This is a genomic window from Nocardia violaceofusca NBRC 14427 (assembly GCF_963869435.1).
In the GTDB taxonomy this organism is placed as follows: Bacteria; Actinomycetota; Actinomycetes; order Mycobacteriales; family Mycobacteriaceae; genus Nocardia; species Nocardia aobensis.
In genome coordinates this window covers 80,067-103,595 of the sequence record NZ_CAWMPM010000040.1, presented here as the reverse complement: position 1 = coordinate 103,595, position 23,529 = coordinate 80,067, and the positions used below count along the sequence as shown (strand labels likewise).

Sequence of the window (23,529 nt, the reverse complement as noted above, 5' to 3'; positions counted from 1 at the left end):
GCCGAGGCCTCGTCCGCGCACCGCTCGACCGGGCCGGGCGGCAGTTCGACCGGACGCTGCCGGTGTGGCGGGGATTGCAGGATGTCGCGGGCCCGGCGGTGACCGTGTTCGACCTCCCACAATCGCCAACGGGCATGGCGCACACCGTGTTCGGTGACGGCCAACGCCCGGTGCAGCGCATCGACCAGGACGTTCGCGGGGCTGTCGCCGGCGGCCTGGGCCAGCGCGTTCGCGGTGGTGAGCAGCAGATCGGTGCGGGCCCGGCCGAGACGCTGTTCCAGCAGCCGCCGGATACGGGGCTGGGAGTCGGCCAGCGCGACCAGCGACTGCAGCGTCGCCACGCCGTTGCGGCCGGGAATGGCCGCTCCGACGAAGGTGACACCGGCGGAGAGGAAGTCCCCGGCCAGTGAAATCGCCGCCGAGACAACGGGTTCCAGATCGGCGGGATGTTCGGCACTGGGGTCCCAGACGGTGTCGGCGACGCCGACGTCCTCCTCGGCGGCGGCGATCGCGTCGACCAGTCCGGGCACCGCTCGATCGTCGCGGACCGCGACGACCACATCCCCGGTGACCGCGTTCACTCGCATCCAGCGCACACCCGGCAACGAGCCCACGCGCCGGTGCACGGCCTCGGCGACCTGTTCACTGCGCTCCGAACACAGGCCCCGCACTTCGATGACCATCCGATCCTCGACGGCGGCGATCCGCCTCCCGTCCCGGCGCAACGCCGGGTTCAGCAACGACCGCACCTCGCGCTGCAACTGCCCGGCGATATCGTCGGCCACCTCGGTCAGCCGCAGTGCGGTCTGCCCGGCGGACACCGCGCGCACGGGCAGCCGCGCAGAGCCGCCGATGAGAGCCGTCCCCGTCCGGCCGACCCCCGACACCACACCGATCAACGCCTGAAACACCGGACCTCCAAGCCCGTACGAGTACCGTCGTCCGAGCTACTACCCAGGATTGCGGCGGCCAACCGCGAAACCGGCAGTCTGAGCGGGGCAGATTGTTTCCGCGGCCGACGCGGTGCGGCTACCGGCATGCGGGCACCGGCATCCGGTCGGCTACCTCGTGCGGGGCCGGTGCGATGAACCACCCGGCCGCAGCGGTCGGCAGCTCTTCCGAGAGGATCGGGTCGTGGAACCGGGCGCGTTCGAACGAGCTGCCGACGGTGAACGCGGCCCCGTCGAATCGGGCCGGTCCCGTGAAGCCGGCCGCGCCGAAGTCGGCATGGCCGCGAAACTGCGCGCTGTCGAAGTACGCCCCGCCGCGAAATGCCGCCCGGTGGAATCGAGCGTCGCCGGCGAAGACCGCCAGAGGAAATTGGGCGCTGCCACGGAAGGTCGTTCCGTCGAACCGGGCCCGCGCGAATCGCGCCCCGAAGAATCTGGCGGAATCGGTGAACACCGCCTCCCGGAACCACGCGGTCTCGAAGGCCGCATCCTGGAATCGGGTGTCCGCGGAGAATCTCGCACCGTCGAATCGGGTGACGCCCGCCAGATTCGCACCCTCGAATATCGCGGGGCCGCCGAAAACCGCGTCGGTGAAATCGGCATCGTCGAGCTGGGCATTGCGGAAATCGAATGTGGCGCGCGACCAGCTGCGCCGCGCGCCGCGGCGGAGGTGCTCGGCGATGACGGCCGCAATGGTCCGCCGGACCGTCCGGTCGTCGCCACCGAGCCGCCCGGTCGCGCGAGGCAGCCGAAGATAACCGCACAGTACGTCCACGCATTGCTGGCGCGGTGTGGACGCGGAGGCGTCGGCGATATCGGCCAGCGTGCGCACGGCGGACACTTGCGATCGCCCCTCACCGACATACAGCTGCGCCGCCGCCGAGACGAACATGTCGGCCAGTTGCCATGGCCACCGAAAACGCTTGCGCCGAAAAGAATCTGCCGAATTCGATTCACTGTCGAGCAATAGATTCGCCGCCGCGGCCACCGGTGCCGGTCGGCGTTGTACGAGCGCTACCATTCGAACCTCCTAAACGCCTGCAACGCCCAGAAAAGCTCTTCACTCGCTGTAACGACGGTATAACCGGTCGACATCCGCCATAACAATCGTCACCGAAAAGTAATCGACCGGCTACGGTGCGCCGGTCGACTGCGTGGGATTCGAACCCCCGAAATGCTGGAAGATCGCTGTCGGATAACCGTCCCGGGCGCGATAAAATTCACCATGTCTCGACGTCTCATCCCGGAGTGACCAGCATATGGGCGCTCGACCGGAAGGCGATGCCACCGCCGCCTTCGACCCATTGGCCGATCGGACGGTGAACACTGTCCGGCGACCCGCCGACACCGACGAATCCACCGGCACGATCGGGCCGCAGCCGACCGTGGCCGCGCCGGGCACCGACCTCGAACCCGGTGATCGGATCGACGATTTCGATCTGCTGCTGGAATTGGGGCACGGCGCCTTCGCCAAGGTATTCCTGGCGCGGCAGCGGTCGATGCAACGTCTGGTGGCGGTGAAGATCTCCGCCGACCACGGCGCCGAACCCCAGACTCTCGCCCAGCTGGACCACGAATTCATCGTCCGGGTGTACGACCAGCGGGTGCTGCCGGACCTGGGGCTGAAAATGCTGTATATGCAATACGTCCCGGGCGGAACGCTGGCTTCGGTGCTGACGCGGGTCCGCGCGACGGCACCGGAGCGGCGCAGCGGCCGGCTGCTGCTGGACGCCGTCGACGAAGCGTTGAAGGACAAGGGCGAGCTTCCGATGTCGAGCAGTCGCACACGGGACGAGATCGCGGCCCGGTCCTGGCCGGAAACCGTGGCCTGGCTCGGACGCCGGCTCGCCGAAGCCCTCGCGTACGCCGAACGGCGCGGTGTGCTGCACCGCGATATCAAACCGGCGAACGTCCTGCTCGCCGCCGACGCCACACCCGAACTGGCCGATTTCAACATCAGTTTCAGCGACCACGTCGCGGGCAGCAGCCCGGTGGCGTACTTCGGCGGATCGCTGGCCTATATGTCTCCCGAACATCTCGAGGCCAGCCACCCGAAGCTGCCCGGCACCGTGGACGACCTCGACACACGCAGCGATATCTATGCACTCGGGGTCATGTTGTGGGAGTTGCTGACCGGGCGGCGGCCGTTTCCCGTGACCGAGGCGAAGGATTCCCAGGGCTCGGTCGAACAGCTGCTGGAGATGCGACGCAGTCCGATAGTGCCGCAATTCCTCGACGACCTTCCCGCCGACTGCCCCGCCTCGCTGCGCCGCGTGCTGCTGACCTGTCTGGCACCGCAGCGCACCGACCGCTGGAACAACGGTGCGGAGCTGGCCCAGCAGTTCGAGCTGTGCCTCGACCCGCAGGCCCGCGATCTGGTCGACGCGCCCTCACACAGCCACCGGCCGCGCGGACCGCTGTGGCCGATACCGATTCTCGCGCTCGCGATCGCCGTGCCGAACCTGACCGCCGCTTGGTACAACTACTACTACAATAGGACGTTGATCGTCGGCAAACTCACGCCCGAGGTGCAGCAGTCCTTCCACGATGTGGCCCGGGTGCTGTATCCGCTGGCCATCGTCGTGGCCACCCTGCTGATTCTCTACACCGCGCGCCACCTCCTCGAGATTTCCATCGGACTGCACAAGGGGCGTGGCTATCCCGACGCGGTCCTCACCGGGGCCCGCATCGATGCGTTGCGACTCCCCAACCGGGTGGCGGCGATCGCTTTCGTGTTCTGGTTCGCCGGCGGCGTGTTGTTTCCGGTGATGCTGAATCTCGTCACCGGCAGCGTTCCGCGCGGCACCTACGCGCATTTCCTGCTGTCGCTGGTCGTCTGCGGCGCGGTCGCATTGGCCTACCCGTACTTCGCGATCACCTGGTACGTGGTCCGGTTCCTGTACCCGATCTTCCTCGCACACGGCCGGTCCGACGCCGCCGACGTCGAACACCTGCGCCGGCTCGCCCGGCGCACCGGCATCTACCTCACCGCGGCCGCCGCCGTACCCCTGGTCGGCGTCACCGGGATCACGTTCCTGCCGGCGCCGGACATCGAGTCCATCATCTGGGCGGTCCGCATCCTGTGCGTCGGCGGCATCCTCGGCTTCATCCTCGCCTACCTGCTCTACGGAGTCATCGGAAGGGATCTCCGCGCCCTCGAACGCGTCGCCGCCACATCCACCACGGACGCGGGCGTCGAGTAGGCGACGGCCGGTCGCGCCTCTCAGGACAGCACTGGTCCCTCGGCCCAGCGGTACAGGTGGGCGATGGCCGGGTCGACGATGGAGCCGGGGATTTCCGGGTCGAACCACCGGTCGACGCAGGTCCAGTGGTAGGGGTGGAGCAGGTAGTCGGCGTTGAGGCCGTCGAGGTCGGCGAATTCCTGCTCCCAGGCATGTGTCCACCGCGGGTGGTCGGCGCGACTGAGGGTCCACGACCCGATCGCCGCGATGTGGCCGGGCATCGCGGCCAGGTCGGCTTCGAATCGGTCCACCACGGCCGGTTCGGTTCCCGGACGCACCCGCAGCAGCAACGTGCGTTTGATGCGCTTGCCGGACATCGCGACCCGCGCGCCGACGAGGCGGGTCAGCGCCACGGCGTCGGCGCCCGCCGGTCGACCCGGCCAGGCCGCGTCGATATCGTCACAGCTCACATCCCAGGTCATCCCGAGTCCGCCGACGCTACCGGGCAGATCGTCTCCGCCCTCGGCCCCGGCCGGACCGTCGACTCCCGCCGGTGTGCGAACAACCCAGCGCGACATCACCGCACCTCCTCGAGGACGCGACGCGCCCGCGACAGCGCGAGCGAATCGGTCCACTGCCAGAAGCTGCTCACCGCGTCGTCGGCGCCCGCCGCCGCGCGCATCCCGTAGAACTCGTAGATTCCGGGCAGTTCCCACTGGATCTCCAGCATCACCGTGTCGGGGGAGGTGAAGCGGCGGCACTGCCGGACCACGCGCATGCCGCGGTCACCGGCGCCGGGCAGATAGTCGCTGCGCCAGCGCCGCGACCACTCCTCGACACGATCCCGGGGCATGGCGATCTCGTCGATCACCGTCACCGTCGTGGTCACAGCTTGCTCACCACCTCGTCGAGGTACCGGGCGATATATCCGGGAAGCCCGGCGATCCCGGCGGCGAACAGCGACTCGTCACCGAACAGGGGCGGGTTCACCACCAGCCGCGACGCGCCCGCATCGGTGTAGCCGCGGACGAAGTCGACGTCGAATTCCCTTGCCGGATCGCATGATCCGGGCCACGCCGTCAATTCGACCGCGCTGTCGGCACGCCCCGCGGCACGCGCGTGCGCACGCACTTCGTCGGCGCGCGCGGCGAAATCGGCCGGCGTGATCGTGTACGGAAACCAGCCGTCGGCCAGGCGACCGGCCCGCCGCACCGCGGGCGAGCTGTTGCCTCCCACGATGATCGGCACCGTGCCCTTCGACGGGCGGGGTTCGCAGTAGACGCGATCGAAACGCACGTGCTTGCCCGCGTAACTCGCCGGAGCGTCCGCCCACAGCGCACGCATCGCGCCGATCCCGTCGTCGAGGCGCGCGCCACGATCGGCGAAGGGCACGCCGATCGCCGCGTATTCCTCCTTCTGCCAGCCGATTCCGAGCCCGAGCAGCAGCCGGTCACCGGAATGCAGCGCGATGGTGGCGGCCCGCTTGGCCAGGACCACCGGACTGTGCAGCGGCGCGACCATCATCGCGGTGCCGAAGCGCAGCGTGCGCGTCGAACCGGCCAGAAAGGCGATCGTCTCCAGCGGATCGGTCATCGGCGCCCCGTGCTCGGCGCCGGGCATCCGCCCGTCCGGCGAATACGGGTACCGCGGGTCGTACTCGTCGGCCACCACCACGTGCTCGACCGCCCAGGCCGACTCGACCCCGCATGCCTCCAGCGTCCCCGCCAGATCCTGCAGAAATCCGCCGGAACCGATCATTCCGTCCACATAGGGCAACAGCATTCCGATCCGAATCATGCGGTTCAGCATCAGCCGTGATCCACGACACACCCACACTCGATCTCGCCCACCGGGACACCTGCGCCATTCAGCGAACACGCGCGGCGAAACCGGCCGCCACGGTGAAAGAGGTTGTCTCGCAAGCCCTCACCGCATCCGGTCGCGTCGCCGAGCTCGACATCGTCACCGAAAGGAAACCGCACCGGCCGCGCGTGGCGGGATGCGGTAGTGGTATTCCGAACACATGCGCCGTCGATCCGACTGTGCGCGGATCGAAAACTGCTGGGAGGTAGAGGCTGTGGCGGTCGGATCGGAGCCGGCGCTTCGGTACCGGATGTTTCGCCGGGCCGAGGTCAGAGTGGTCCTGCGTACCGTGCGCGCGGCGTGGTCGGACGAGTTGTCCGACTGGGCGGCGGCATTGACGTACTACAGCATGTTGTCGCTGTTTCCGGCCCTGCTGATCGCCATCGTCGTGCTGAGTGTCGCCGGACCCGCCCCCGCCGACTCGCTCGCGGGCGCGGCCGGTCGGCTGGGTCCCGGCGGCGGTACGTCACTGATCTCCGACTCGATCCACCACCTGCAGTCGGTCAAGTCGCTGTCCGGTCCGATGGCGGTCGTGGGCCTGTTGTCGGCGTTCTGGACCGTATCCACCTATCTGGGGGCGTTCATCCGCGCGGCCAACGACCTCTACGGGGTGCGGGAGAGCCGATCACTGTGGCGCACACTGCCACTGCGATTCGCCCTGGGCCTGATGCTGGTGGTCGCCGTGGTCGTCACCGTGCTCGGCTTCGCCATCACTCCGGGCCTGGCCGAACACGCCGGCAACCGGATCGGGATGGGTTCGGCGGGCCTGCTCGTCTGGTCGATCGTGAAGTGGCCGCTGCTGGCCCTGCTGGTGAGTGTCGCACTGGCGCTGCTGTATTGGGTCGCGCCGAACACCGAGGGGCAGCGGTTGCGCTGGCTGACCTCCGGAAGCGTGATCGCCGTGGGCATCTGGATCGCGGGATCGGCCGGATTGGCGCTCTACGCCGCCCATTTCGACTCGCTCGATCGCGTGTACGGATCGTTGACCGCGGCGATCGTCCTGCTGATGTGGCTGTGGCTCACCAACTTCGCGATCCTGCTCGGCGCGGTGGTCGATGCCCAGATCACCCGGGAGAGAACATTGCGCAAGGACTCGGCGCAGTGATCGCTGTCGCCGTCACGAGGCCCGTGAGCGCCGGGCCGGTGTCGCGGAGTTCGGGTCCAGGCGGCGGTTCGTGGCCGCCAGCTGCCAGGCCGTCGCGGCCGTGAGCCGATCGAGCCGGGTGTGGTCGAGCCGGGCGCAGATGTGCTCCCAGTGCAGCGCGAGATGGTCGCCCACCTCGATATCGGCGGCATCGATGCCCGCCCCGGCCAATTCGATGCGGCGCGACGTCTCCGCGGAGAGCGAGAGCCGGGAATCGCTCCAGCACAGCCGCCGCATGCGCACCGTCGCGGTGGTGGCGTCGCGCGCGCAGACACGTGCCCACGTGATCCGGCAGTTGTCGAGCACCCCCAGCGGCAGATCCGCGGGACCCCGGCCGAGCAGACGGGTCCACGGGTAGATACCGAAGACATGGAAGTTGTGGTTGGCCGCGCTCTCCTCGGCCAGTTCGGGCCCCAGGTGACGCCAGTATCCGCCGGCGATCGGGCCGATCACCGACAACAGCCTCGACAGGAATTCCGTCCTGTCGATCCGGGCGCCGACTCCCCCACCGAGCCAATAGGATTCGACCAGTCGCGGGTCGAGCGGATCGGCGATTCCGGTCATCGACGACAGCACCCGCAGGTACGGCCAGGCCCCGGAGAAGCGCCGTGCCACGGCCCGGATCTCGGCATCGGTCCCGCCGGCCAGCGCGGGGGCGTCGGCGGGCCCGCAGTAGCCCAGCGCGTTCGGCGCGTAGGCGTAGCGTGCGAACATCTGCGGCCCGCTCATGTTTCCTCGCGTCGCCACAGGATCAGCGCCAGCAGCCAGGTCGCGACGAACAGCGCCACCACGACGAATCCCATCGCCCCCAGATCGAGACCGCCGATCCAGGCCAGCGGGCCGGAGGTGATGCCCAGTGCGCCGGTGACCACGGAGACGATCTCCTGGGCGCCGATCAGCAGAGCCACCGCGACCGACAGCCCGGTCACCAGCAGGTTGTAGTAGATCTTGCGGGCCGGCGCCGCGCAGGCCCAGCCGTAGGCCGCGTTCATACACGCCCCGTCCAGCGAGTCGAACAGAGTCATACCGGCCGAGAACAGCAGCGGCAACACCACGATCGCGTACCACGGCAGATCGGTGTCGGCCGCCGCGCCGCCCGCGAGCACCAGCAGGCTCACCTCGGTCACCGTGTCGAATCCCAGTCCGAACAGCACACCGATCGGATACATCTGCCCCGGCCTGCGCACCGCGCGCACCAGCGGCGCCAGCACCCGGTTCAGCGCCCCGCGCGCGTACAGCCGGGAATTCAGTTCCCGCTCGTCACCCTCCCCTCGGCGCACCGCGCGCAGTGCCCGCCCGATACCGATGAGCGACACCAGGTTCAGCACACCGATGAGCAGCAGGAAGGTTCCCGAGACGCCGCTGCCGAAGGTACCGGTCCAGCGCCGCAGCCCGGAGCCGTCGTCCTCGACGCCGGAGGCCAGCACCCGCGCGCCCAGTGCCAGCGCACCGACCATGACGAAGACGACGGTGGAATGGCCGAGCGAGAACCAGAATCCGGCCGACACCGGGTTCCTGCGCTCGCCCACCAGCTTGCGGGTGGTGTTGTCGATCGCGGCGATATGGTCGACGTCGAAGGCGTGCCGCATCCCCAGCGTGTACGCCGTCACGCCCAGGCCGGCGCCGAACACCACATTGCCCACCGCGTAGTGGTTCGGGATGACCAGGGCTGCCAGCAGCCCCCAGCCCGCGACGTGCAGCGCGACCACCGTCACGGCCATACCGGTCACGCCGCGGCGCCGGGCGCGCTGTTCCCGCGCCCACTCCCGAGGGGGCGATACCGTCATCGTCGGCCGCATCGTATCTCCCGCCCGCGACCCCGCCGGGCGCTCAGCAGATCCGCGGAAGCTGTTCGCCGGCAGGGAGATCCACCACCCGGGTACCGCCGAGCGCGGTGCGCGCGACCACCATCCCGGGATGTTCGTCGACGCAGACGCCGATCGCGCGGGCCCGCGCGCCCAGCGGATGCGCCCGCATGGCCTCCAGCGCACGGTCCGCGTCCTCGGCGGCGACGAAGGCGATCGCCTTCCCCTCGTTGGCCACGTACAGCGGATCCAGTCCCAGCAGTCCGCAGGCATCGCGGACCGCGTCCGGGATCGGCAGCGCGCGCTCGTCCAGTCGCACACCGGTATTCGCGGCTTTCGCGATCTCGTTCAAGGTCGCCGCCACCCCGCCGCGAGTGGGATCGCGCAGCGTGTGGACATCGGCGCCGGTGGCGAGGAGGGCGGCGACCAGACCGTTCAGCGCGGCGGTGTCGCTGCGCACGGTGGTGCCGAATTCCAGGCCCTCGCGGCAGCTCATCACCGCCACCCCGTGCACACCGATGTCGCCGCTGACCAGCACGACATCGCCGGGCCGGGCGCGCTCGGGACGGATGTCGACCCCCGCGGGCACCAGCCCGATGCCCGCGGTGTTGACGAAGATGCCGTCCCCGTGGCCGGCGTCGACCACTTTCGTATCGCCGGTCACCAGCTTCACCCCGGCCGTGCCGGCGGCCTCGCCCATGGCCTCGGCGACCCGGGCGATCTCGGCCAGGTCGGTGCCCTCTTCCAGGATGAACGCCGTCGACAGCACCAGCGGCTGCGCACCGGCCATGGCCAGGTCGTTCACGGTGCCGTTGACCGCCAGCTCGCCGATCGTGCCGCCGGGGAAGACGAGCGGTTTCACCACGAACGAATCGGTGGAGAACGCCAGCCTCGTGCCGCCGACCTCGACCACCGCCGCGTCCCCGAGCGCGGCGTCGGCGGCGGCGCCGAACGCGGGCAGGAACAGATGCTCGATCAGCTCGCCCGACATCGCGCCCCCGCCGCCGTGCGCCATCACGATCGTCGGCGAATCCCGCAGCGGCAGTGGGCACACCCAGCTCTCCGCATCGAATACCGGTGGCGGAGTGGAGGTTTGGGCATGGTCAAGCATGAGCCACCTCCGCCGGCAGGTCCAGGCGGCGATACAGGTAGTAGGCCGCGCAGGCGCCCTCGGAGGACACCATCGTGGCGCCCAGCGGATTTCGCGGTGTGCAGCGGGTGCCGAACGCCGCGCAATCGGTCGGCTTGATCAGCCCCTGCAGGACCTCTCCGGAGCGGCAGACCGACGATTCGGCGGTGTGGATATCGCCCACGCTGAATCGGTATTCGGCGTCGTAGTCGCGATAGCGCGGCGAGAGCCGCCACCCGCTGCGCGGAATGACGCCGATCCCGCGCCAGGCCCGGTCGGTGACCTCGAAGACGTCCTGCAACATGGCCTTCGCGGCCGGATTGCCCTCGGCCGGTACCGCACGCGGGTAGGCGTTCTCGACTTCGTGGCGGCCCTGTTCGAGCTGGATCACCGTGCGGCGGATCCCCTCCAGAATGTCCAGGGGCTCGAATCCCGTGACCACCATGGGAACTCGATACTTCTCCGCCAGCGGCGGGTATTCGCCGGTACCCATCACCGCGCACACGTGACCGGCGGCCAGGAACGCCTGGACCCGGCAGTCCGGCGATTCCATGATGGCGGCGATCGCCGGCGGGACCAGGACGTGCGAGACCAGCAGCGAGAAGTTCTCGATGCCCAGCCGCTGGGCCTGATACACGGTCATGGCGTTGGCCGGGGCGGTGGTCTCGAAACCGATCCCGAAGAACACCACCTGCCGGTCGGGATTCTGTTTCGCGAGGGTGAGCGCGTCCAGCGGCGAATACACCACCCGCACATCGCCGCCCTCGCTCTTGACCCGGAACAGATCCTTGGAACTTCCCGGCACGCGCAGCATGTCGCCGAAGGAGCAGAAGATGACCTCCGGGCGGGCGGCGATCTCGAGTGCCTTGTCGATCACTTCCAGGGGCGTGACGCAGACCGGGCAGCCGGGGCCGTGGATCATCTCGATGGTGTCCGGCAGCAGCTGGTCGATGCCGTGCCGGATGATCGAATGCGTCTGTCCGCCACAGACTTCCATGATCGACCAGCGGCGCGTGGACTCGGTCCGGATCCGTTCGAGCAGACGCTGAGCCAGATCGGGATTGCTGAATTCGTCCAGATATTTCATCGGTTCACCTCGTCGTCACGAGCGGGCTCCGACGGCGCGCCGGAGGTGGGATCGGGAAGACCGGACTGCCGGGCGGCGATGGCGAAGCCGTCACCGAATTCCTCGTTCAATACACCGAGGTGTTCGAATTCGGCCAGGGTGGCCAGCGCCGATTCCTCGTCGAGGCGCTGAATGGCGAATCCGACGTGCACGACGACGTAGTCGCCGACCGCGGCATCCGGAATGTATTGCAGGCATACGTCTTTGTGGACACCGCCGAAGTCGACCACCGACATCAGCGTGCCGTCGCGCTCGTACAGGTCGAGCACCTTCCCCGGGACTGCCAGGCACATGATCGGTTCCTTCCTTTCGCTCATCGAGCCCCGGCGGCGAGCAGCTGCCCGAATGCCAGGCCGCCGTCGTTGGGTGGCACTCTGTGATGAGTGATGACCTGAAAGCCCTCGTCCCGCAGCCGGTTTCGCGAGAGCGAGAGCAGCAGCGCGTTCTGGAACACGCCACCGGAGAGAGCCACCGGCACACCCGGTTCGCCGAATCGGCGCGCCAGTGCGACCACGAGTTCGGCGACCGCGACATGGAAGCGCGCGCCGACGAGATCCGCACCGGCCCCTGCCGCGAGGTCGGCGAGCACCGCGGCCAGCACCGGAGCCGGATCCATTCGCACGGCACCGGCGTCGGGGTCGGGTGCGCCGAGCGCGAATCGGTAGCCGTGCCCGGGGTCCGCGTCCCGCGAGCGGGCCTCCAGTTCGATGGCGGCCTGCGCCTCGTAGTCGACCACGTGGCGCACACCCGCCAGCGACGCCACCGCGTCGAACAGCCGCCCCATGCTCGAGGTCGGGACACAGCCCAGCCCCGTGTCGAGTTGATGGGCGAGAACCCGGCGCTCGGCGGGCGGGCACGCCGCGACCGAGGCGATGGACTCCTCCCACGCGATGCCGGCGGCGCGCAGATGGGCCAGCGCCATCCGGTAGGGGCGATGCACACTGGCGTCACCGCCCGGCAGGGGGACGTAGGCCAGATGTGCCAGGCGGCGGAATCCCTTGTAGCCGGCCGCCAGCACCTCACCGCCCCAGATCGCCCCGTCCGGCCCGAAACCCGTTCCGTCGAAAGCGATTCCGAGGACGGTCGACGATCCGGGCAGGCCGTGCTCCCCCATCACCGCCGCGATGTGGGCGTGATGATGCTGCACGGTGTGCATCGGCCGCCCGGCGGCGGCGCGCCGCGCCCAGGCGCTGGAGCGATAGCCGGGATGGGCGTCGACCGCCAGCCGCGCCGGGTGCACGCCGGTCAGTTCCTCCAGATGGTGTTCGGCCGCGCCGAAGGCGCGCAGCGTGGCCAGATCGTCCATATCGCCGATGTGCTGACTCAGCCACGCATATCGGCCCTCGGCGACCGCGCAGGTGTTCTTCACATCCGCGCCGACCGCGAGAACGGGCGCCGACTCCTGCGGCAGTGCCAGCGGCAGCGGCGCGTATCCCCGGGAGCGCCGGATCGGCAGTTCGATTCCGTCGACCAGCCGGACCACCGAATCGTCGCAGGGCACCAGGATGCGGCGGTCGTGGTCCAGCACCGCGTCGGCCAGTTCCGGCAGACGTCGCGCGGCGTCCTCGTCGGTGTAGCAGAGGGGTTCGCCGCCGAGATTGGCCGAGGTCATCACCAGCGCGATCGGACCGGGCGGGTCGCCGGGCAGTCCGAACAGCAGCAGATGCAGCGGCGTGTAGGCCAGCATCACCCCGAGCTCGCGCAGGCCCGGCGCCACCGATTCCGCCGGTGCTCGCTCACCGCGCGGCAGCAGCACGATCGGCCGCTGTGGTCCGCTCAGCACCGCCGCGGCGGCCGCGTCGACACGTGCGAGGGTGCGGGCCGCGGCGAGATCGGCGACCATGACGGCGAAAGGTTTCGCGCCGCGCCGCTTGCGGGCGCGCAGCCGCGCCACCGCGTCCTCGTCGTCGGCGGCGCAGGCCAGGTGATAGCCGCCGATGCCCTTGACCGCGACAATTCCGCCCTCGCGCAACATCTTTCGCGCGGCGGCCACGGGGTCACCGGTTCCGGGACCGGAGTAGCGCAAAGTGGGCCCGCAGTCGGGGCAGGCGATCGGCTGAGCGTGGAAACGGCGGTCGGCGGGATCGTGGTACTCGCGCGCACAGCGCTCGCACATGGCGAAATCGGCCATCGAGGTCCGCTCACGGTCGTAGGGCAGACTCGCGATGATCGTGAAGCGGGGGCCGCAATTGGTGCAGGTGACGAACGGATGCCGGTAGCGGCGGTCGGCCGGATCGGCCAGCTCCCGCGCACAGTCGGCGCAGATCGCCACATCGGGCGAGGCCAGGGTGCGACCGCCGCCGCGGGTCGTGCCGGCGATCCGGAATCCGGTGCCCCCGCGCACCGGAAGATCGGTGCGCTCGACGGAGTCGACCACCGCCAGCGGCGGCGGGTGGTGGCGCACCCGATCGGTGAATTCGGCCAGCGCCCATGGTGTTCCCTCGATGTCGACGATCACCCCGTCGCTGTCGTTGGAGACACTGCCGGTCAGCGCGAGTTCGGCGGCGGTGCTGTAGACGAAGGGCCGGAATCCGACGCCCTGCACCACACCGCGCACGACCAGCCGGCACCGAGCGCGCCCGGCGTCGGCTACTCGGCCCGCCTCGGTACCCACTACTCGGCCCGCCTCGGTACCCACTACTCGCCTCGCCTCGGTGCTCACGGCTCGCCTCGACTCAGCAGTCGCAGTCCGGCGAGTGCCTCGCGGGCGCCCGCCTCGTCGGTGCGCTCGACCGCGAGACCCATGTGGATGATCACCCAATCCCCCGGTGCCACCGGATCGTCTTCCAGCAGGCCGATATTCACCTTGCGCTCGGCGCCGGAGACATCGACGAGCGCCAGCTGACCGCCGTAGCCGTCGACGATCTCCACGACCCGGCCCGGAATCCCGAGGCACACGATCACACCTCCGTTCGCGACATCCGCACTTGCGCGACCACCCGCGCCACGGTCGCGGCGCCCTCGTCCACCGCGGCCGCCACGGGTGCGGACAGGCCGATCCCCTCGTCGGTCGACAGCACCTGACAGCCGACGACCACGGTGGGTGGTACCTCCCCGCCCAGCGCCCGGACCCCCGCGAACACCGCGACCGGATCCATACCGTGGGCGTCCAGACCCACCGGCGCCTGCCGGCCCGGTTCGGCGCGCATCACCTCGATGCGGCCCGGCGCGCCCCGATTCGGGATCGCGTCGACGAGGACTAGCGCATCCCAGGCATCGAGGAGGTCGTAGGCCAGATGCATGCCGCGGATGCCGTAGTCGACCACCCGCACGCCGTCCTCGCGGTCCGGCGGTATCCGCCGCACCACCTCGGGGCCGAAGCCGTCGTCGCCGAGAAAGATGTTGCCGATTCCGGCGACCAGCACCCGGCTGCTCACATGCGCCGCATTCGCAGATAGCGGCGCATATCCGGAATCGAGCGGATTCCGATCAGCGCCGCGACGACGACCGCCGCCGCGACGACTCCCGTCGCCACCATTCCCACCGTCTCCATGACATCCGTCCTTTCCTCCGGCCGCGCTACTCGCCCGGTCCGTCCAGCGGCTCCAGTTCGTCGGGATCGAAATACAGGTAACGCCCGTACCATTCGTGCAGATCGGCTCCGGGATCGTCGGCGATGACCACACCGACGTGGGTGCGCCCGTCGACGTCGGCGTGCACCGAGGTGACCCGCGCGTCGCGGCCGTCGAAGAACATGTCGTGGATATCGGCGCGCCGGGCCGGATGCAGCCGCACCCGGCTCCCCTTGCGCACCAGCGTCCCGGCGATGGGCACGGCATCCGAATCCGGCCGCACCGCGCCGTCGGCGACCGGATCCCACCAGTCGATGCCGGGCGGGATCTCCGGCACCAGCCGGTTCTCCCCGGCGCCGGGGTCGCGCAGCACGCCGTGCAGTCGCGCCATCTGCTCGGCGGTCATCGCGTCACAGCTGTCCACGATGCGGGCCGCGCGCGGATCGGTGGCGCGCGCGGCCGCCTTCTCCTCGTCGGTCATGGCCATGACGCGCAGGGTGAGAATTTCGTCGATCTCGGTGGCGTCGTAGAGCGATTCCGGGCTCTGCTCGGCGATCTCGGGATGGTCGTAGAGGATGATCGGCGAGATCAGCATCAGGCCGCGGTCACCGGGCGGTCCGGCCAGCACCGGGAAGCAGCGATGCTGGGCGCACCGCGCCACGGCGGCCTCGGCCTCCGGCGGCGGTTCCAGCAGCGAGACGAATTCCGCGCCGGTCGTCTCGGCGATCACGTGCGCGCCGAGCAGCGAACGGGCCAGGGCGTCGCGGCGATCGACGGCCGGTTCCCCGGTGTTGCGCACGGTCACCCGCACGAGCCGATATCCGGCCTCGATGGCGACGGCCAGCTCCAATTCGCCGCGCAGCGGGCGGCGAGTGCGCACGACCGTGCCCGCCGCTCCGGTCGCCGGATCGGCCAGGGGTTCGGTCTCGCGGCCCCCTGGAATCTCGAACGGCACCGTCGTGTCGGCCGGGGCGCACGGTCCGACGGTGACCTCCCGTTCGACGGCCTCGTCCCAGTCCGGCCAGGTGTCGCCCGCGACGGTCGTCTCCGCGACGGGCGTGCCGTCCGCGTCGTGCACAGCGCGGTGCTGCAGTTGCAGGAATCGGAGCGTGAACCGCAGGACCGGGTCGCCGTCCGGGACCAACGGCATCTGCCCGGTGAGTTCGGACTCCTCCCCCAGTCCGGACGCGTGCGCGCCGGCGGGGCCGAGGACGCCGAATTGCCAGCGGCACCGGTTCTTTCGCGCGTCGGCGCGGTACGGATAGAGCAGATAGCCCTCGTAGAGCACCGCGTCGGCGACCGCGCGGGCTCGTTCTCGGCTCGAGCGCGCGGTACTCACGCCGACTCCTGTGCGCCCGCGAGCAACCGTGCGACCGTCTCGTCGAAGCCGAGCAGGCCGTGCTCGCCCTTGTAGGCCGCGAGCGCGGCCAGGGTGTCCTCGTGCAGCCGCAGCCAGCCCGTGCCCGGGAAGTGCGCCGCCATCAGCTCCCGCCACACCGAGACCGGCATCCGGTAGCGGTCGTCGCGATCCCAGGGAATCTGCTGCACCGCGAAACCTTTACTGCCGCGGATGAATACGGTCCCGCTGAACAGGAACACCAGCGGCACCTCACCCTCGTGCAACGCGTGCAGATACTTCGATCCGGCCACCTCGAGGTCGTAGGTGCACGGCATCGGCAGATCCACCTCCGCGCCGCCGGTGAAGCCGGGAACCGTTGTGGCGCAGTGCATCCAGAGAAACGAGCGCTGGGTGTGGTCCCAGCGCTCGCGCGGACCGAACAGATCCAGCAGTCCCGCGCTCTCGGCGTCGGTGTAGGACCGGCGGTTCGGCTCGATGCGCACCTGGGCGCGCAAGGCGATGGCGTGGACGGGTTCGTCACCGACGGAGGCGATTCCGATCCGCGCGGACAGGATCGGAGTGACCGCGTACGGTTCGGGCTTCATCCCGAGCACCGCGAAGGTGGTGGCGTAGGCGGGGCTCACGGCGCCTCCCCCCTGTTTCCCGGATCGAATGCGCGGGCCCGCGCCGTCATCTCGGCGAAGAATCGCGCTATGTAGTCGCGCACATCCGACCCTCCGTCGAAACCGCGCCACAGCAAACGGATCCGGCCCACGAACTCGTAGCAGGCGTCGATCGGCAGCAGCAGGCAGCGTGCCGCGCCGGCGTCGCGTTCGGGGACCTGGATCAGCAGGGCCTCGACATCGTCGGCGAGATCGCCGAATTCCGGGTGCGACTCGGTGAACGCGTGCCAATTATCCAGGGGCAGTTCGGATTCGGTGGCCCCGGCCGGTCCCGGATAGAACGCGACGGTGCGCCCGGCCGCCGAGCTGTGGAAGAAGAAGGCCAGTCCGACCGGAATCTCGAGGCCGTCCCATTCCGGCAGGCTCATCCGGAAATCGGGAAACGAGATGTACCGCTGCGGGACCGCCCGGTAACGCAGTGCCGCGGCCCGATCGGTGAACAGCAGATAACAACCCCGGCATACGCACAACATGTGCCGGCTCTCGGTGTCGACGACGTGCTGATGCGCCGCGCCGACCGGTTCCGCGCACATCTCGCACCGCTCCCCCGCGACCGGCGCCGGAGGGCGTTCGGCCGCCAAGCGGCGCAGTGCGCGCACGGTCGGATTCATCCGCCCACCCCCACCGGAATCGCCACCGACAGTTCGCCGTCGCGCACCAGAACCGGCAGCGGTTCGAGATGTCCGCTCCCGTCGAGCCGGGCACCGGCGTGGACGATGTCGAAATGGGCGCGGCACCCGGGACAGCGCAGCACCGGGTCGCCGTGGACCCCGCGGTGCAGAACCGCGCCGGCCAGCGTCCGGTCACAGTTCGGGCAGTGATCGCGGTAGACGTAGATCTCGTCGCCGACCCGGCAGGCGAGTACCGTCAGCCCGCCCAGGGCGAAGCCGCCGACCTCACCGGCGGCCAAATCCGCCAATTCCGGTGCGCCGATCCAGTTTCCGCCGGAGCGCACGTGCGCGAACAGCGTCTCCGGGGCGATCACCGCCGGGTCGGCGGCCGCCTCGGCGGCGACCACTTCGATCGCGGTGATCTCCGGTGCGGCCGCGCGCACGGCGTCCTCCACCGCCAATTCCAATGTCACCGAGGACGATGGGCAACTGCGGCAGCTTCCGGTCAGCTCCAGCCGGACCACCGCATCTTCGCCGACCTCGAGCAAGCGCACATCGCCGCCGTGCGACCCCAGATACGGCCGCACGCTGTCGAGCGCGCCGGCGACCCGGGTCCGCACGTCGTGGGGATGCAGCCCGTGCACCAGCAGCAGGCTGGCGACCAGATCGTCGGCGAGCAGCCGCTGCACCGTGGCGTCGTCGAGGACGGCGAGGATGCGCCGCAGTCCGGCGCCGTACAGATCGACCACCTCGCCGACCAGCGCCTCGGCCCGTTCCCGGGCCACCGCACCACCCGCGGAACTCGCATCGAGCAGTGTCTCGATGCGATCACCCGCGCTGCGCCACCGGTCGTCGCCGACCGTCGCCGCGGACTCACCGTCAGGACGCGTGGATACCGCCTCCTCCTGCCGTCGGTACCGGATCTCCGGTTATTCGGCGGTCGATATCTGTGCCGGTGAATGCACCAGGTCCAGGGTCGTGCCCTTTCCGAGGTACATGTGCACACCGCAGGGCAGGCAGGGATCGAAGCTGCGCACCGTGCGCATGATGTCGATGCCCTTGAAGTGCTCGCGGTCGTTCTCCTCGAAGATCGGCTGTCCCTGTACCGCGTCCTCGTAGGGCCCCGGCGTGCCGAAGCTGTCGCGCGGGTTGGCATTCCACGGCGTCGGCGGATAGGGGTGGTAGTTGGCGATCTTGCCGTCGCGGATCACCATGTGATGCGACAGCACACCGCGCACGGCCTCGGTGAAACCGCAGCCGATGCCCTCGGCCGGCACGTCGAAATGCTCCCATGTCTTGGTCCGCCCGGCCCGGATCTCCGTGAGCGCCTTCTCGGCGAAATGCAGTGCGCACGCCGCCGCGTAGGCCTGGAAGTAGGTGCGGGCACGATCGCGTTCGATGGTGTTGCTGCCGTACTCCGGAATCTTCCATTCCAATTCGACCGGCCCCTTCAAGGCGGTCTTGGGCAGGTTGATCTGCACGCTGTGCCCGGTCGAGCGGACATAGCCGATGTCGACCAGCCCGGCCAGCGCCGTCGACCACAACCGGGCCAGCGGCCCACCGCCGGTGTCGAGGGCCAGGTGGTCCTTGCCGTCGAACCAGCGCGGTGACATCACCCAGCTGTACTTGTCGTCGAGATCGCGTTTCTGCGGCTTCGGATTGGTGTGCTGATTCCACGGATGGCGCCGGTCCACCGGATTGCCCAGCGGATCGGTCTTCACGAACATCTCCTGATCGGTCCAGTCGTCGTAATACGAACTGCCCAAAAGGATTCGGATACCGAGATTGATATCGAGCAGCGAGGTGGTGACGAGTTTGCCGTCCACCACCACACCCGGCGTCACGAACATCCGCCGGCCCCAATCCTCCATATCCTTGTACTCGAAATTGCAGACCTCCGGATCCTGGAACGAACCCCAGCATCCCAGCAGGGTGCGCCGCAGCCCGACCCGCTCGTATCCGGGCACCGCGGTGTAGAAGAAGTCGAACAGGTCGTCGTGCATCGGCACGACCTTCTTCATGAATTCGACGTAGCGCATCAGCCGCGACATGTAATCGGTCATCAATTGGACCGTCGCCACGGTGCCGACGCCGCCGGGATACAGCGTCGAGGGATGCACGTGCCGGCCTTCCATGAGGCAGAACATCTCTCGCGTATACCGGCTCACCTGCAGCGCCTCACGGTAGAACTCGCCGGTGAAGGGATTGAGCGCTTCCATGATGTCGCCGACGGTGCGATAGCCGTGCATCGCGGCGTGCGGCGCCTCGGCCTTGCGGGCCGCGTCGAGAACACTCGGATTGGTCTCGGCGACCATCTTCTCGCAGAAGTCCACCCCGACCAGATTCTCCTGGAAGATGTTGTGGTCGAACATGTATTCCGCGGCCTCGCCCAGATTGACGATCCACTCGCCCAGATGCGGCGGCTTCACGCCGTAGGCCATGTTCTGGCAGTAGCACGAACAGGTGGCGTGGTTGTCACCGCAGATTCCGCAGATGCGGCTGGTGATGAAGTGCGCATCCCGCGGATCCTTGCCGCGCATGAATATCGAATAGCCACGGAAGATGGACGACGTGCTGTGACACTCGACCACTTCCCGGTTCTCGAAATCGATTTTCGTGTAGATACCGAGGCTGCCGACGATCCGGGTGATCGGGTCCCACGCCATTTCGACGAGCGAATCCGGCTCGATCCTCTTGTGCGACGCCTCCGGGATGATCTGTGTCATCGCGAGATTCTCCTACCAGGTGCGAGTCGCGCCCGTATCGAGTTTCTCCCCCTTGTGCCGCCAGTGCGGCTCCTTGTCGACAGTGCGGCCGGTGATGTGGCGCAGGCTGCGGATCACCGATCCGTACAGCCCCGACGCGGTGGACGAGATTTTCCCGCCGGGCGGTTCGTCCATGAACGGCATGAATTTGTCCGGGAATCCCGGCATGGTGCAGCCGATGCAGATACCGCCGACGTTCGGGCACCCTCCGACACCGTTGAGCCAACCACGTTTGGGCACATTGCATTTCACGACCGGGCCCCAGCACCCCAATTTCACGATGCACTTCGGCGAGCCGTACTCCTCGGCGAAATCACCTTGTTCGTAGTATCCGGCGCGATCGCAACCCTCGTGCACGGTGGCACCGAACAACCATTTCGGGCGCAGCGCTTCGTCGAGCGGAATCATCGGCGCCTGGCCGGTGGCCATGTACAGCAGATAGGTCAGCGTCTCGGAGAGATTGTCCGGCTGGATCGGGCATCCGGGCACGCAGACGATCGGAATATCGGCCTTGGACTTCCAATCCCAGCCGAGGTAATCCGGAACTCCCATCGCTCCGGTGGGGTTGCCGGCCATCGCGTGAATGCCGCCGTAGGTGGCGCAGGTGCCGACCGCCACGACCGCGGTGGCCTTGGGCGCCAGCCGGTCGAGCCATTCACTGGTGGTCATCGGCTGATTCGTCTCCGGGTTGTTGCCGAAACCGCACCAGTAACCGTCGCGGTGCAATTGCTCGTTCGGAATCGAACCTTCGACCACCAGAACGAAGGGTTCGAGTTCGCCGCGGTCGGCCTTGAAGAACCATTCGAGGAAGTCGTCGGCTCCCCCGTTCGGACCGCATTCGAAATCGATCAGCGGCCAATGTACGGCGATCTTGGGCAGGCCGGGAAGCGCTCCGAGCGCGATTTCCTCGACACTGGGCTGGGTGGCGGCAGTCAACGCCACCGAATCACCGTCACAACTGAGGCCCGCGTTGATCCACAGGACGTGTATCAGCGTCTCTTCGGCCCGAACTGCTTCCTGGGTTGGCATGAACGCCGCCTTCCCGAGCCGGGCGGGGGCTGGCCGATCCGGCTCGAAGCCGTCTCAATCTGTGATACAGACCACACAGATATTAGTCTCGCGACAAATGAACCTCAATGGGTGCGGCTACCGACGAGCGTTGCCCGGCGAGCCAGCCGTACCAGTCACCGAGGCCCTCTCCGCTCGTCGCGGATACCGGGAGCACCGTCACTCCGGAATTGATCGCCCGGACGTAGCGCGTACAGGTGGCGAGATCGAAGTCGACATACGGCAGCAGATCGATCTTGTTGATCAGCACGAGGCCGGCCGCGGCGAACATATGGGGATACTTCAACGGCTTGTCGGTTCCCTCGGTCACCGAGACGATGACGACCTTCGCGCGCTCGCCGAGGTCGAACAGGGCGGGACACACCAGATTGCCGACATTCTCGATCAGGACCACGCTCTCGCGCGCCGGGTGCAGTGATTCGAGCGCGCCGCGAGTCATCTGCGCGTCGAGATGACAGCCGGCGCCGGTGTTGATCTGCACCACGGGGCAGCCGGTGGATTCGATCCGCCGCGCGTCCAGCAGGGTCTCCTGATCGCCCTCGATGACCGCGATCGGCATGCCCGGGCATTCACGGATGGTGCGCTCGAGCAGCGTCGTCTTGCCCGCGCCCGGCGAGCTGGTGAGATTCAGGGCGAGGATGTCCCGCTCGGCCAGCCAGCGCCGATTCTCTTGTGCCAGTTGATCGTTCTTGGCCAGCACCTTCTGTTCCAGAGTCACCGTCTCGGTCGGCGGACCGCCGTGCTCGTGCGGGTGGGAGTGGTCGTGATCGTGCCCGTGGGGGTGATGCGCGTCCTCGTGGTGGTCATGCGCTTGCCCGTCGCCGTGGTCATGCCCGCGCCCGTCGCCGTGATCGTGCGCATGCCCGTGGCGGTGATCGTGCGTGTCGCCGTGGTCGTGATCGTGATCGTGCGGATGGTCGTGCTCGTGCGGACCGGTGATCACCGCCTGGGTGTCGTCGCCGCCGCATCCGCAGGTTGCGCACATGTCTCACTCACCTCCATGGAGCGGATTCGCAGCTCCCGCCCGGCGCGGATGTCGACGTCGGCGCTGCCGCAGGCGCACAGCGGGATCAGATCGGGCAGGCCGAATTCGGCGCCGCAGGTGCGGCAGCGCGCCCGGCCCGGAATTTCCTCGACTACGAGTTCGGCGCCCTCGGCGAGGGTGCCTTCGGCCGCGAGGCCGAAACAGAAGTGCAGGGCATCCGGGACCACCGCGCAGAGCATCCCGATCGCAACGGTCACGCGGTACACCCGCCGCCCGGCAGCGTGTTCACACGCGCCGCTCACGATCCCCTGCGCGATTGCCAGCTCGTGCATGAGTTGTCTCGATTCATCGAGAGGCCGAGTCATCGAAGGCCGACCCATTCAGCGTACTCCGGCAACTTTCCCGCACAACCCGCTCACCAGGACCATCCGGTCGTCTCGGCTGTGAGAGCACCGCCCTCCGGGTCGCCGGTAGGCTCGGCGCGTGACTTCCGCTCTGCCGCCCAACGGTTTTCGGTCCGCGCTCGTACTGGGCGGAGGTGGGACGGTCGGCACCGTGTGGACGGTCGGGCTGCTGGTCGGCCTGCGGGAAGCCGGGATCGACCTCGCTCGTGCGGATCGTGTCGTCGGCACCTCGGCCGGCGCGGTCGTCGCCGCGGTACTCGCCGACGGCGGCGACGTCGCCCGCTTGCTCACCCCGCCCGAGCCGGGGCAGGACCCCGCCCCGGCCGTCCCCGCCGATGCCGCAGAACACGTCGCGCGTATGGACGCCCTGCTGGCGATGCCGCACTGGCCGGACCGCGATCTGGTCATCACGTCGGTCCATGCCGAATCCGGGGACCTGCGAGTGTGGACCCGAATTGATGCGGCGTCCGTAGCGGAGGCGGTCGCGGCGAGCACGGCGGTGCCCGGAGTTTTCCCGCCGATCCCGATCGACGGTGCCCGCTACGCCGACGGCGGCGTGCGCTCTCCGATCAATGCCGACGTCGCGGCCGGCGCCGAGACGATCGTGATCCTGGAACCGGGCGCCCACCTCTACCCACGAGCCGACACCGACCACGAACTCGCCTCGGCCACAACGGTTTCCCTGTCCCCCGACGCCCAAGCCATCGCCGCCACAGGTGCGGACGTCTTCGACCCGGCCGCTCTGCGCCCCGCCTACGAGGCGGGACTGCGCCAGAGCGCGGTCGCCGCGGCGCGGTTGCGGGGAATCTGGCCCGCGCCGTAGGGCCGCAGCACCTCAGGAGTCGAAGCGGTCCAGGATTGCGGCTGCCGCGCGGTGACCCGATCGCACGACACGTCCATACAGCCGTTCCACACATCGAGGTCTCCGCGCCCGCCCATTGGATGCGGCTGCCCGGCGTTCGC

General features: G+C 68.8%; 24 protein-coding genes and 1 pseudogene. 3 read left to right on the top strand and 22 right to left on the bottom strand.

What is annotated here, in order from left to right; all coding sequences use genetic code 11:
- Positions 1–911 (bottom strand): annotated as a pseudogene (locus tag AC5592_RS29875) (hypothetical protein); the annotation flags it as partial.
- Between the two features lie 118 nt (positions 912–1,029).
- Positions 1,030–1,971, bottom strand: a complete 942-nt coding sequence (locus tag AC5592_RS29870) for a pentapeptide repeat-containing protein (protein WP_084507382.1) — start codon at positions 1,969–1,971, stop codon at positions 1,030–1,032.
- Between the two features lie 238 nt (positions 1,972–2,209).
- Between AC5592_RS29870 and AC5592_RS29865 the strand changes: the two genes are divergently transcribed.
- Positions 2,210–4,153, top strand: a complete 1,944-nt coding sequence (locus AC5592_RS29865; RefSeq protein ID WP_084507378.1) for a serine/threonine-protein kinase — start codon at positions 2,210–2,212, stop codon at positions 4,151–4,153.
- Positions 4,154–4,173: 20 nt separating this feature from the next.
- Here AC5592_RS29865 and AC5592_RS29860 read toward each other — a convergent pair whose 3' ends face one another.
- The 3 genes from AC5592_RS29860 to AC5592_RS29850 are packed head-to-tail and all read right to left on the bottom strand — an operon-like array spanning position 4,174 to position 5,929.
- On the bottom strand, positions 4,174–4,710 hold the full coding sequence (locus tag AC5592_RS29860) for a Dabb family protein (RefSeq protein WP_063066127.1): 537 nt from the start codon (positions 4,708–4,710) through the stop codon (positions 4,174–4,176).
- Positions 4,710–5,021, bottom strand: a complete 312-nt coding sequence (locus AC5592_RS29855) for a hypothetical protein (protein ID WP_036501484.1) — start codon at positions 5,019–5,021, stop codon at positions 4,710–4,712. The genes AC5592_RS29860 and AC5592_RS29855 overlap by 1 nt, the downstream gene beginning before the upstream one ends.
- Positions 5,018–5,929, bottom strand: coding sequence for an LLM class F420-dependent oxidoreductase (locus AC5592_RS29850; protein WP_198163967.1), 912 nt, complete (start codon positions 5,927–5,929; stop codon positions 5,018–5,020). The genes AC5592_RS29855 and AC5592_RS29850 overlap by 4 nt, the downstream gene beginning before the upstream one ends.
- 340 nt (positions 5,930–6,269) lie before the next feature.
- On the opposite strand from AC5592_RS29850, the gene AC5592_RS29845 reads away from it, so the two are divergent.
- The gene (locus AC5592_RS29845; RefSeq protein ID WP_063920420.1) at positions 6,270–7,100 is read left to right on the top strand and encodes a YihY/virulence factor BrkB family protein; all 831 of its coding nucleotides are present in this window, start codon (positions 6,270–6,272) and stop codon (positions 7,098–7,100) included.
- A gap of 12 nt (positions 7,101–7,112) precedes the next feature.
- On the opposite strand, the gene AC5592_RS29840 is transcribed toward AC5592_RS29845, so the two are convergent.
- The 17 genes from AC5592_RS29840 to AC5592_RS29760 form a co-directional block, all read right to left on the bottom strand.
- The gene (locus tag AC5592_RS29840) at positions 7,113–7,868 is read right to left on the bottom strand and encodes a DUF6390 family protein (RefSeq protein ID WP_063066125.1); all 756 of its coding nucleotides are present in this window, start codon (positions 7,866–7,868) and stop codon (positions 7,113–7,115) included.
- The gene (gene nicT, locus AC5592_RS29835) at positions 7,865–8,926 is read right to left on the bottom strand and encodes a Nickel transporter NicT (RefSeq protein WP_198163966.1); all 1,062 of its coding nucleotides are present in this window, start codon (positions 8,924–8,926) and stop codon (positions 7,865–7,867) included. Before nicT ends, AC5592_RS29840 begins: the two co-directional genes overlap by 4 nt.
- 43 nt (positions 8,927–8,969) lie before the next feature.
- Positions 8,970–10,055, bottom strand: a complete 1,086-nt coding sequence (gene hypE / locus AC5592_RS29830) for a hydrogenase expression/formation protein HypE (protein ID WP_051025608.1) — start codon at positions 10,053–10,055, stop codon at positions 8,970–8,972.
- The gene (gene hypD, locus AC5592_RS29825; RefSeq protein ID WP_036510610.1) at positions 10,048–11,160 is read right to left on the bottom strand and encodes a hydrogenase formation protein HypD; all 1,113 of its coding nucleotides are present in this window, start codon (positions 11,158–11,160) and stop codon (positions 10,048–10,050) included. The genes hypE and hypD overlap by 8 nt, the downstream gene beginning before the upstream one ends.
- Complete coding sequence (locus AC5592_RS29820; protein WP_036510658.1) at positions 11,157–11,492, bottom strand: HypC/HybG/HupF family hydrogenase formation chaperone; 336 nt, start codon at positions 11,490–11,492, stop codon at positions 11,157–11,159. Before AC5592_RS29820 ends, hypD begins: the two co-directional genes overlap by 4 nt.
- 20 nt (positions 11,493–11,512) lie before the next feature.
- Positions 11,513–13,813, bottom strand: coding sequence for a carbamoyltransferase HypF (hypF, locus tag AC5592_RS29815; RefSeq protein WP_063066124.1), 2,301 nt, complete (start codon positions 13,811–13,813; stop codon positions 11,513–11,515).
- Between the two features lie 44 nt (positions 13,814–13,857).
- Positions 13,858–14,097 carry a HypC/HybG/HupF family hydrogenase formation chaperone gene (locus tag AC5592_RS29810; RefSeq protein ID WP_036510650.1) on the bottom strand — a complete coding sequence of 80 codons (240 nt, stop codon included), beginning with the start codon at positions 14,095–14,097 and terminating at the stop codon, positions 13,858–13,860.
- A 2-nt stretch (positions 14,098–14,099) separates the two neighbouring features.
- Complete coding sequence (locus AC5592_RS29805) at positions 14,100–14,576, bottom strand: hydrogenase maturation protease (RefSeq protein ID WP_063066123.1); 477 nt, start codon at positions 14,574–14,576, stop codon at positions 14,100–14,102.
- A complete protein-coding gene (locus AC5592_RS29800; protein ID WP_086007056.1) occupies positions 14,573–14,692 on the bottom strand; it encodes a DUF6893 family small protein in 120 nt (39 codons plus the stop codon). The genes AC5592_RS29805 and AC5592_RS29800 overlap by 4 nt, the downstream gene beginning before the upstream one ends.
- Positions 14,693–14,718: 26 nt before the next feature.
- On the bottom strand, positions 14,719–16,050 hold the full coding sequence (locus AC5592_RS29795; RefSeq protein ID WP_036510604.1) for a hypothetical protein: 1,332 nt from the start codon (positions 16,048–16,050) through the stop codon (positions 14,719–14,721).
- Positions 16,047–16,694, bottom strand: a complete 648-nt coding sequence (locus AC5592_RS29790; protein WP_036510601.1) for a DUF6084 family protein — start codon at positions 16,692–16,694, stop codon at positions 16,047–16,049. The genes AC5592_RS29795 and AC5592_RS29790 overlap by 4 nt, the downstream gene beginning before the upstream one ends.
- Complete coding sequence (locus AC5592_RS29785; protein WP_036510597.1) at positions 16,691–17,344, bottom strand: DUF5947 family protein; 654 nt, start codon at positions 17,342–17,344, stop codon at positions 16,691–16,693. Before AC5592_RS29785 ends, AC5592_RS29790 begins: the two co-directional genes overlap by 4 nt.
- A complete protein-coding gene (locus tag AC5592_RS29780; protein WP_232329611.1) occupies positions 17,341–18,168 on the bottom strand; it encodes a NifU family protein in 828 nt (275 codons plus the stop codon). The genes AC5592_RS29785 and AC5592_RS29780 overlap by 4 nt, the downstream gene beginning before the upstream one ends.
- 105 nt (positions 18,169–18,273) lie before the next feature.
- The gene (locus AC5592_RS29775) at positions 18,274–20,070 is read right to left on the bottom strand and encodes a nickel-dependent hydrogenase large subunit (RefSeq protein WP_036510591.1); all 1,797 of its coding nucleotides are present in this window, start codon (positions 20,068–20,070) and stop codon (positions 18,274–18,276) included.
- 12 nt (positions 20,071–20,082) lie between these two features.
- Complete coding sequence (locus tag AC5592_RS29770; protein ID WP_036510588.1) at positions 20,083–21,138, bottom strand: NADH-quinone oxidoreductase subunit B family protein; 1,056 nt, start codon at positions 21,136–21,138, stop codon at positions 20,083–20,085.
- 82 nt (positions 21,139–21,220) lie between these two features.
- Positions 21,221–22,162, bottom strand: coding sequence for a hydrogenase nickel incorporation protein HypB (gene hypB / locus AC5592_RS29765; protein ID WP_063066122.1), 942 nt, complete (start codon positions 22,160–22,162; stop codon positions 21,221–21,223).
- Positions 22,117–22,494 carry a hydrogenase maturation nickel metallochaperone HypA/HybF gene (locus AC5592_RS29760; RefSeq protein WP_036510585.1) on the bottom strand — a complete coding sequence of 126 codons (378 nt, stop codon included), beginning with the start codon at positions 22,492–22,494 and terminating at the stop codon, positions 22,117–22,119. Before AC5592_RS29760 ends, hypB begins: the two co-directional genes overlap by 46 nt.
- A 151-nt stretch (positions 22,495–22,645) precedes the next feature.
- Here AC5592_RS29760 and AC5592_RS29755 point away from each other — a divergent pair, with 151 nt between their 5' ends.
- Entirely contained in the window at positions 22,646–23,389 is a 744-nt protein-coding gene (locus AC5592_RS29755) for a patatin-like phospholipase family protein (protein ID WP_063066121.1), read from the top strand.
- Positions 23,390–23,529 lie beyond the last annotated feature (140 nt).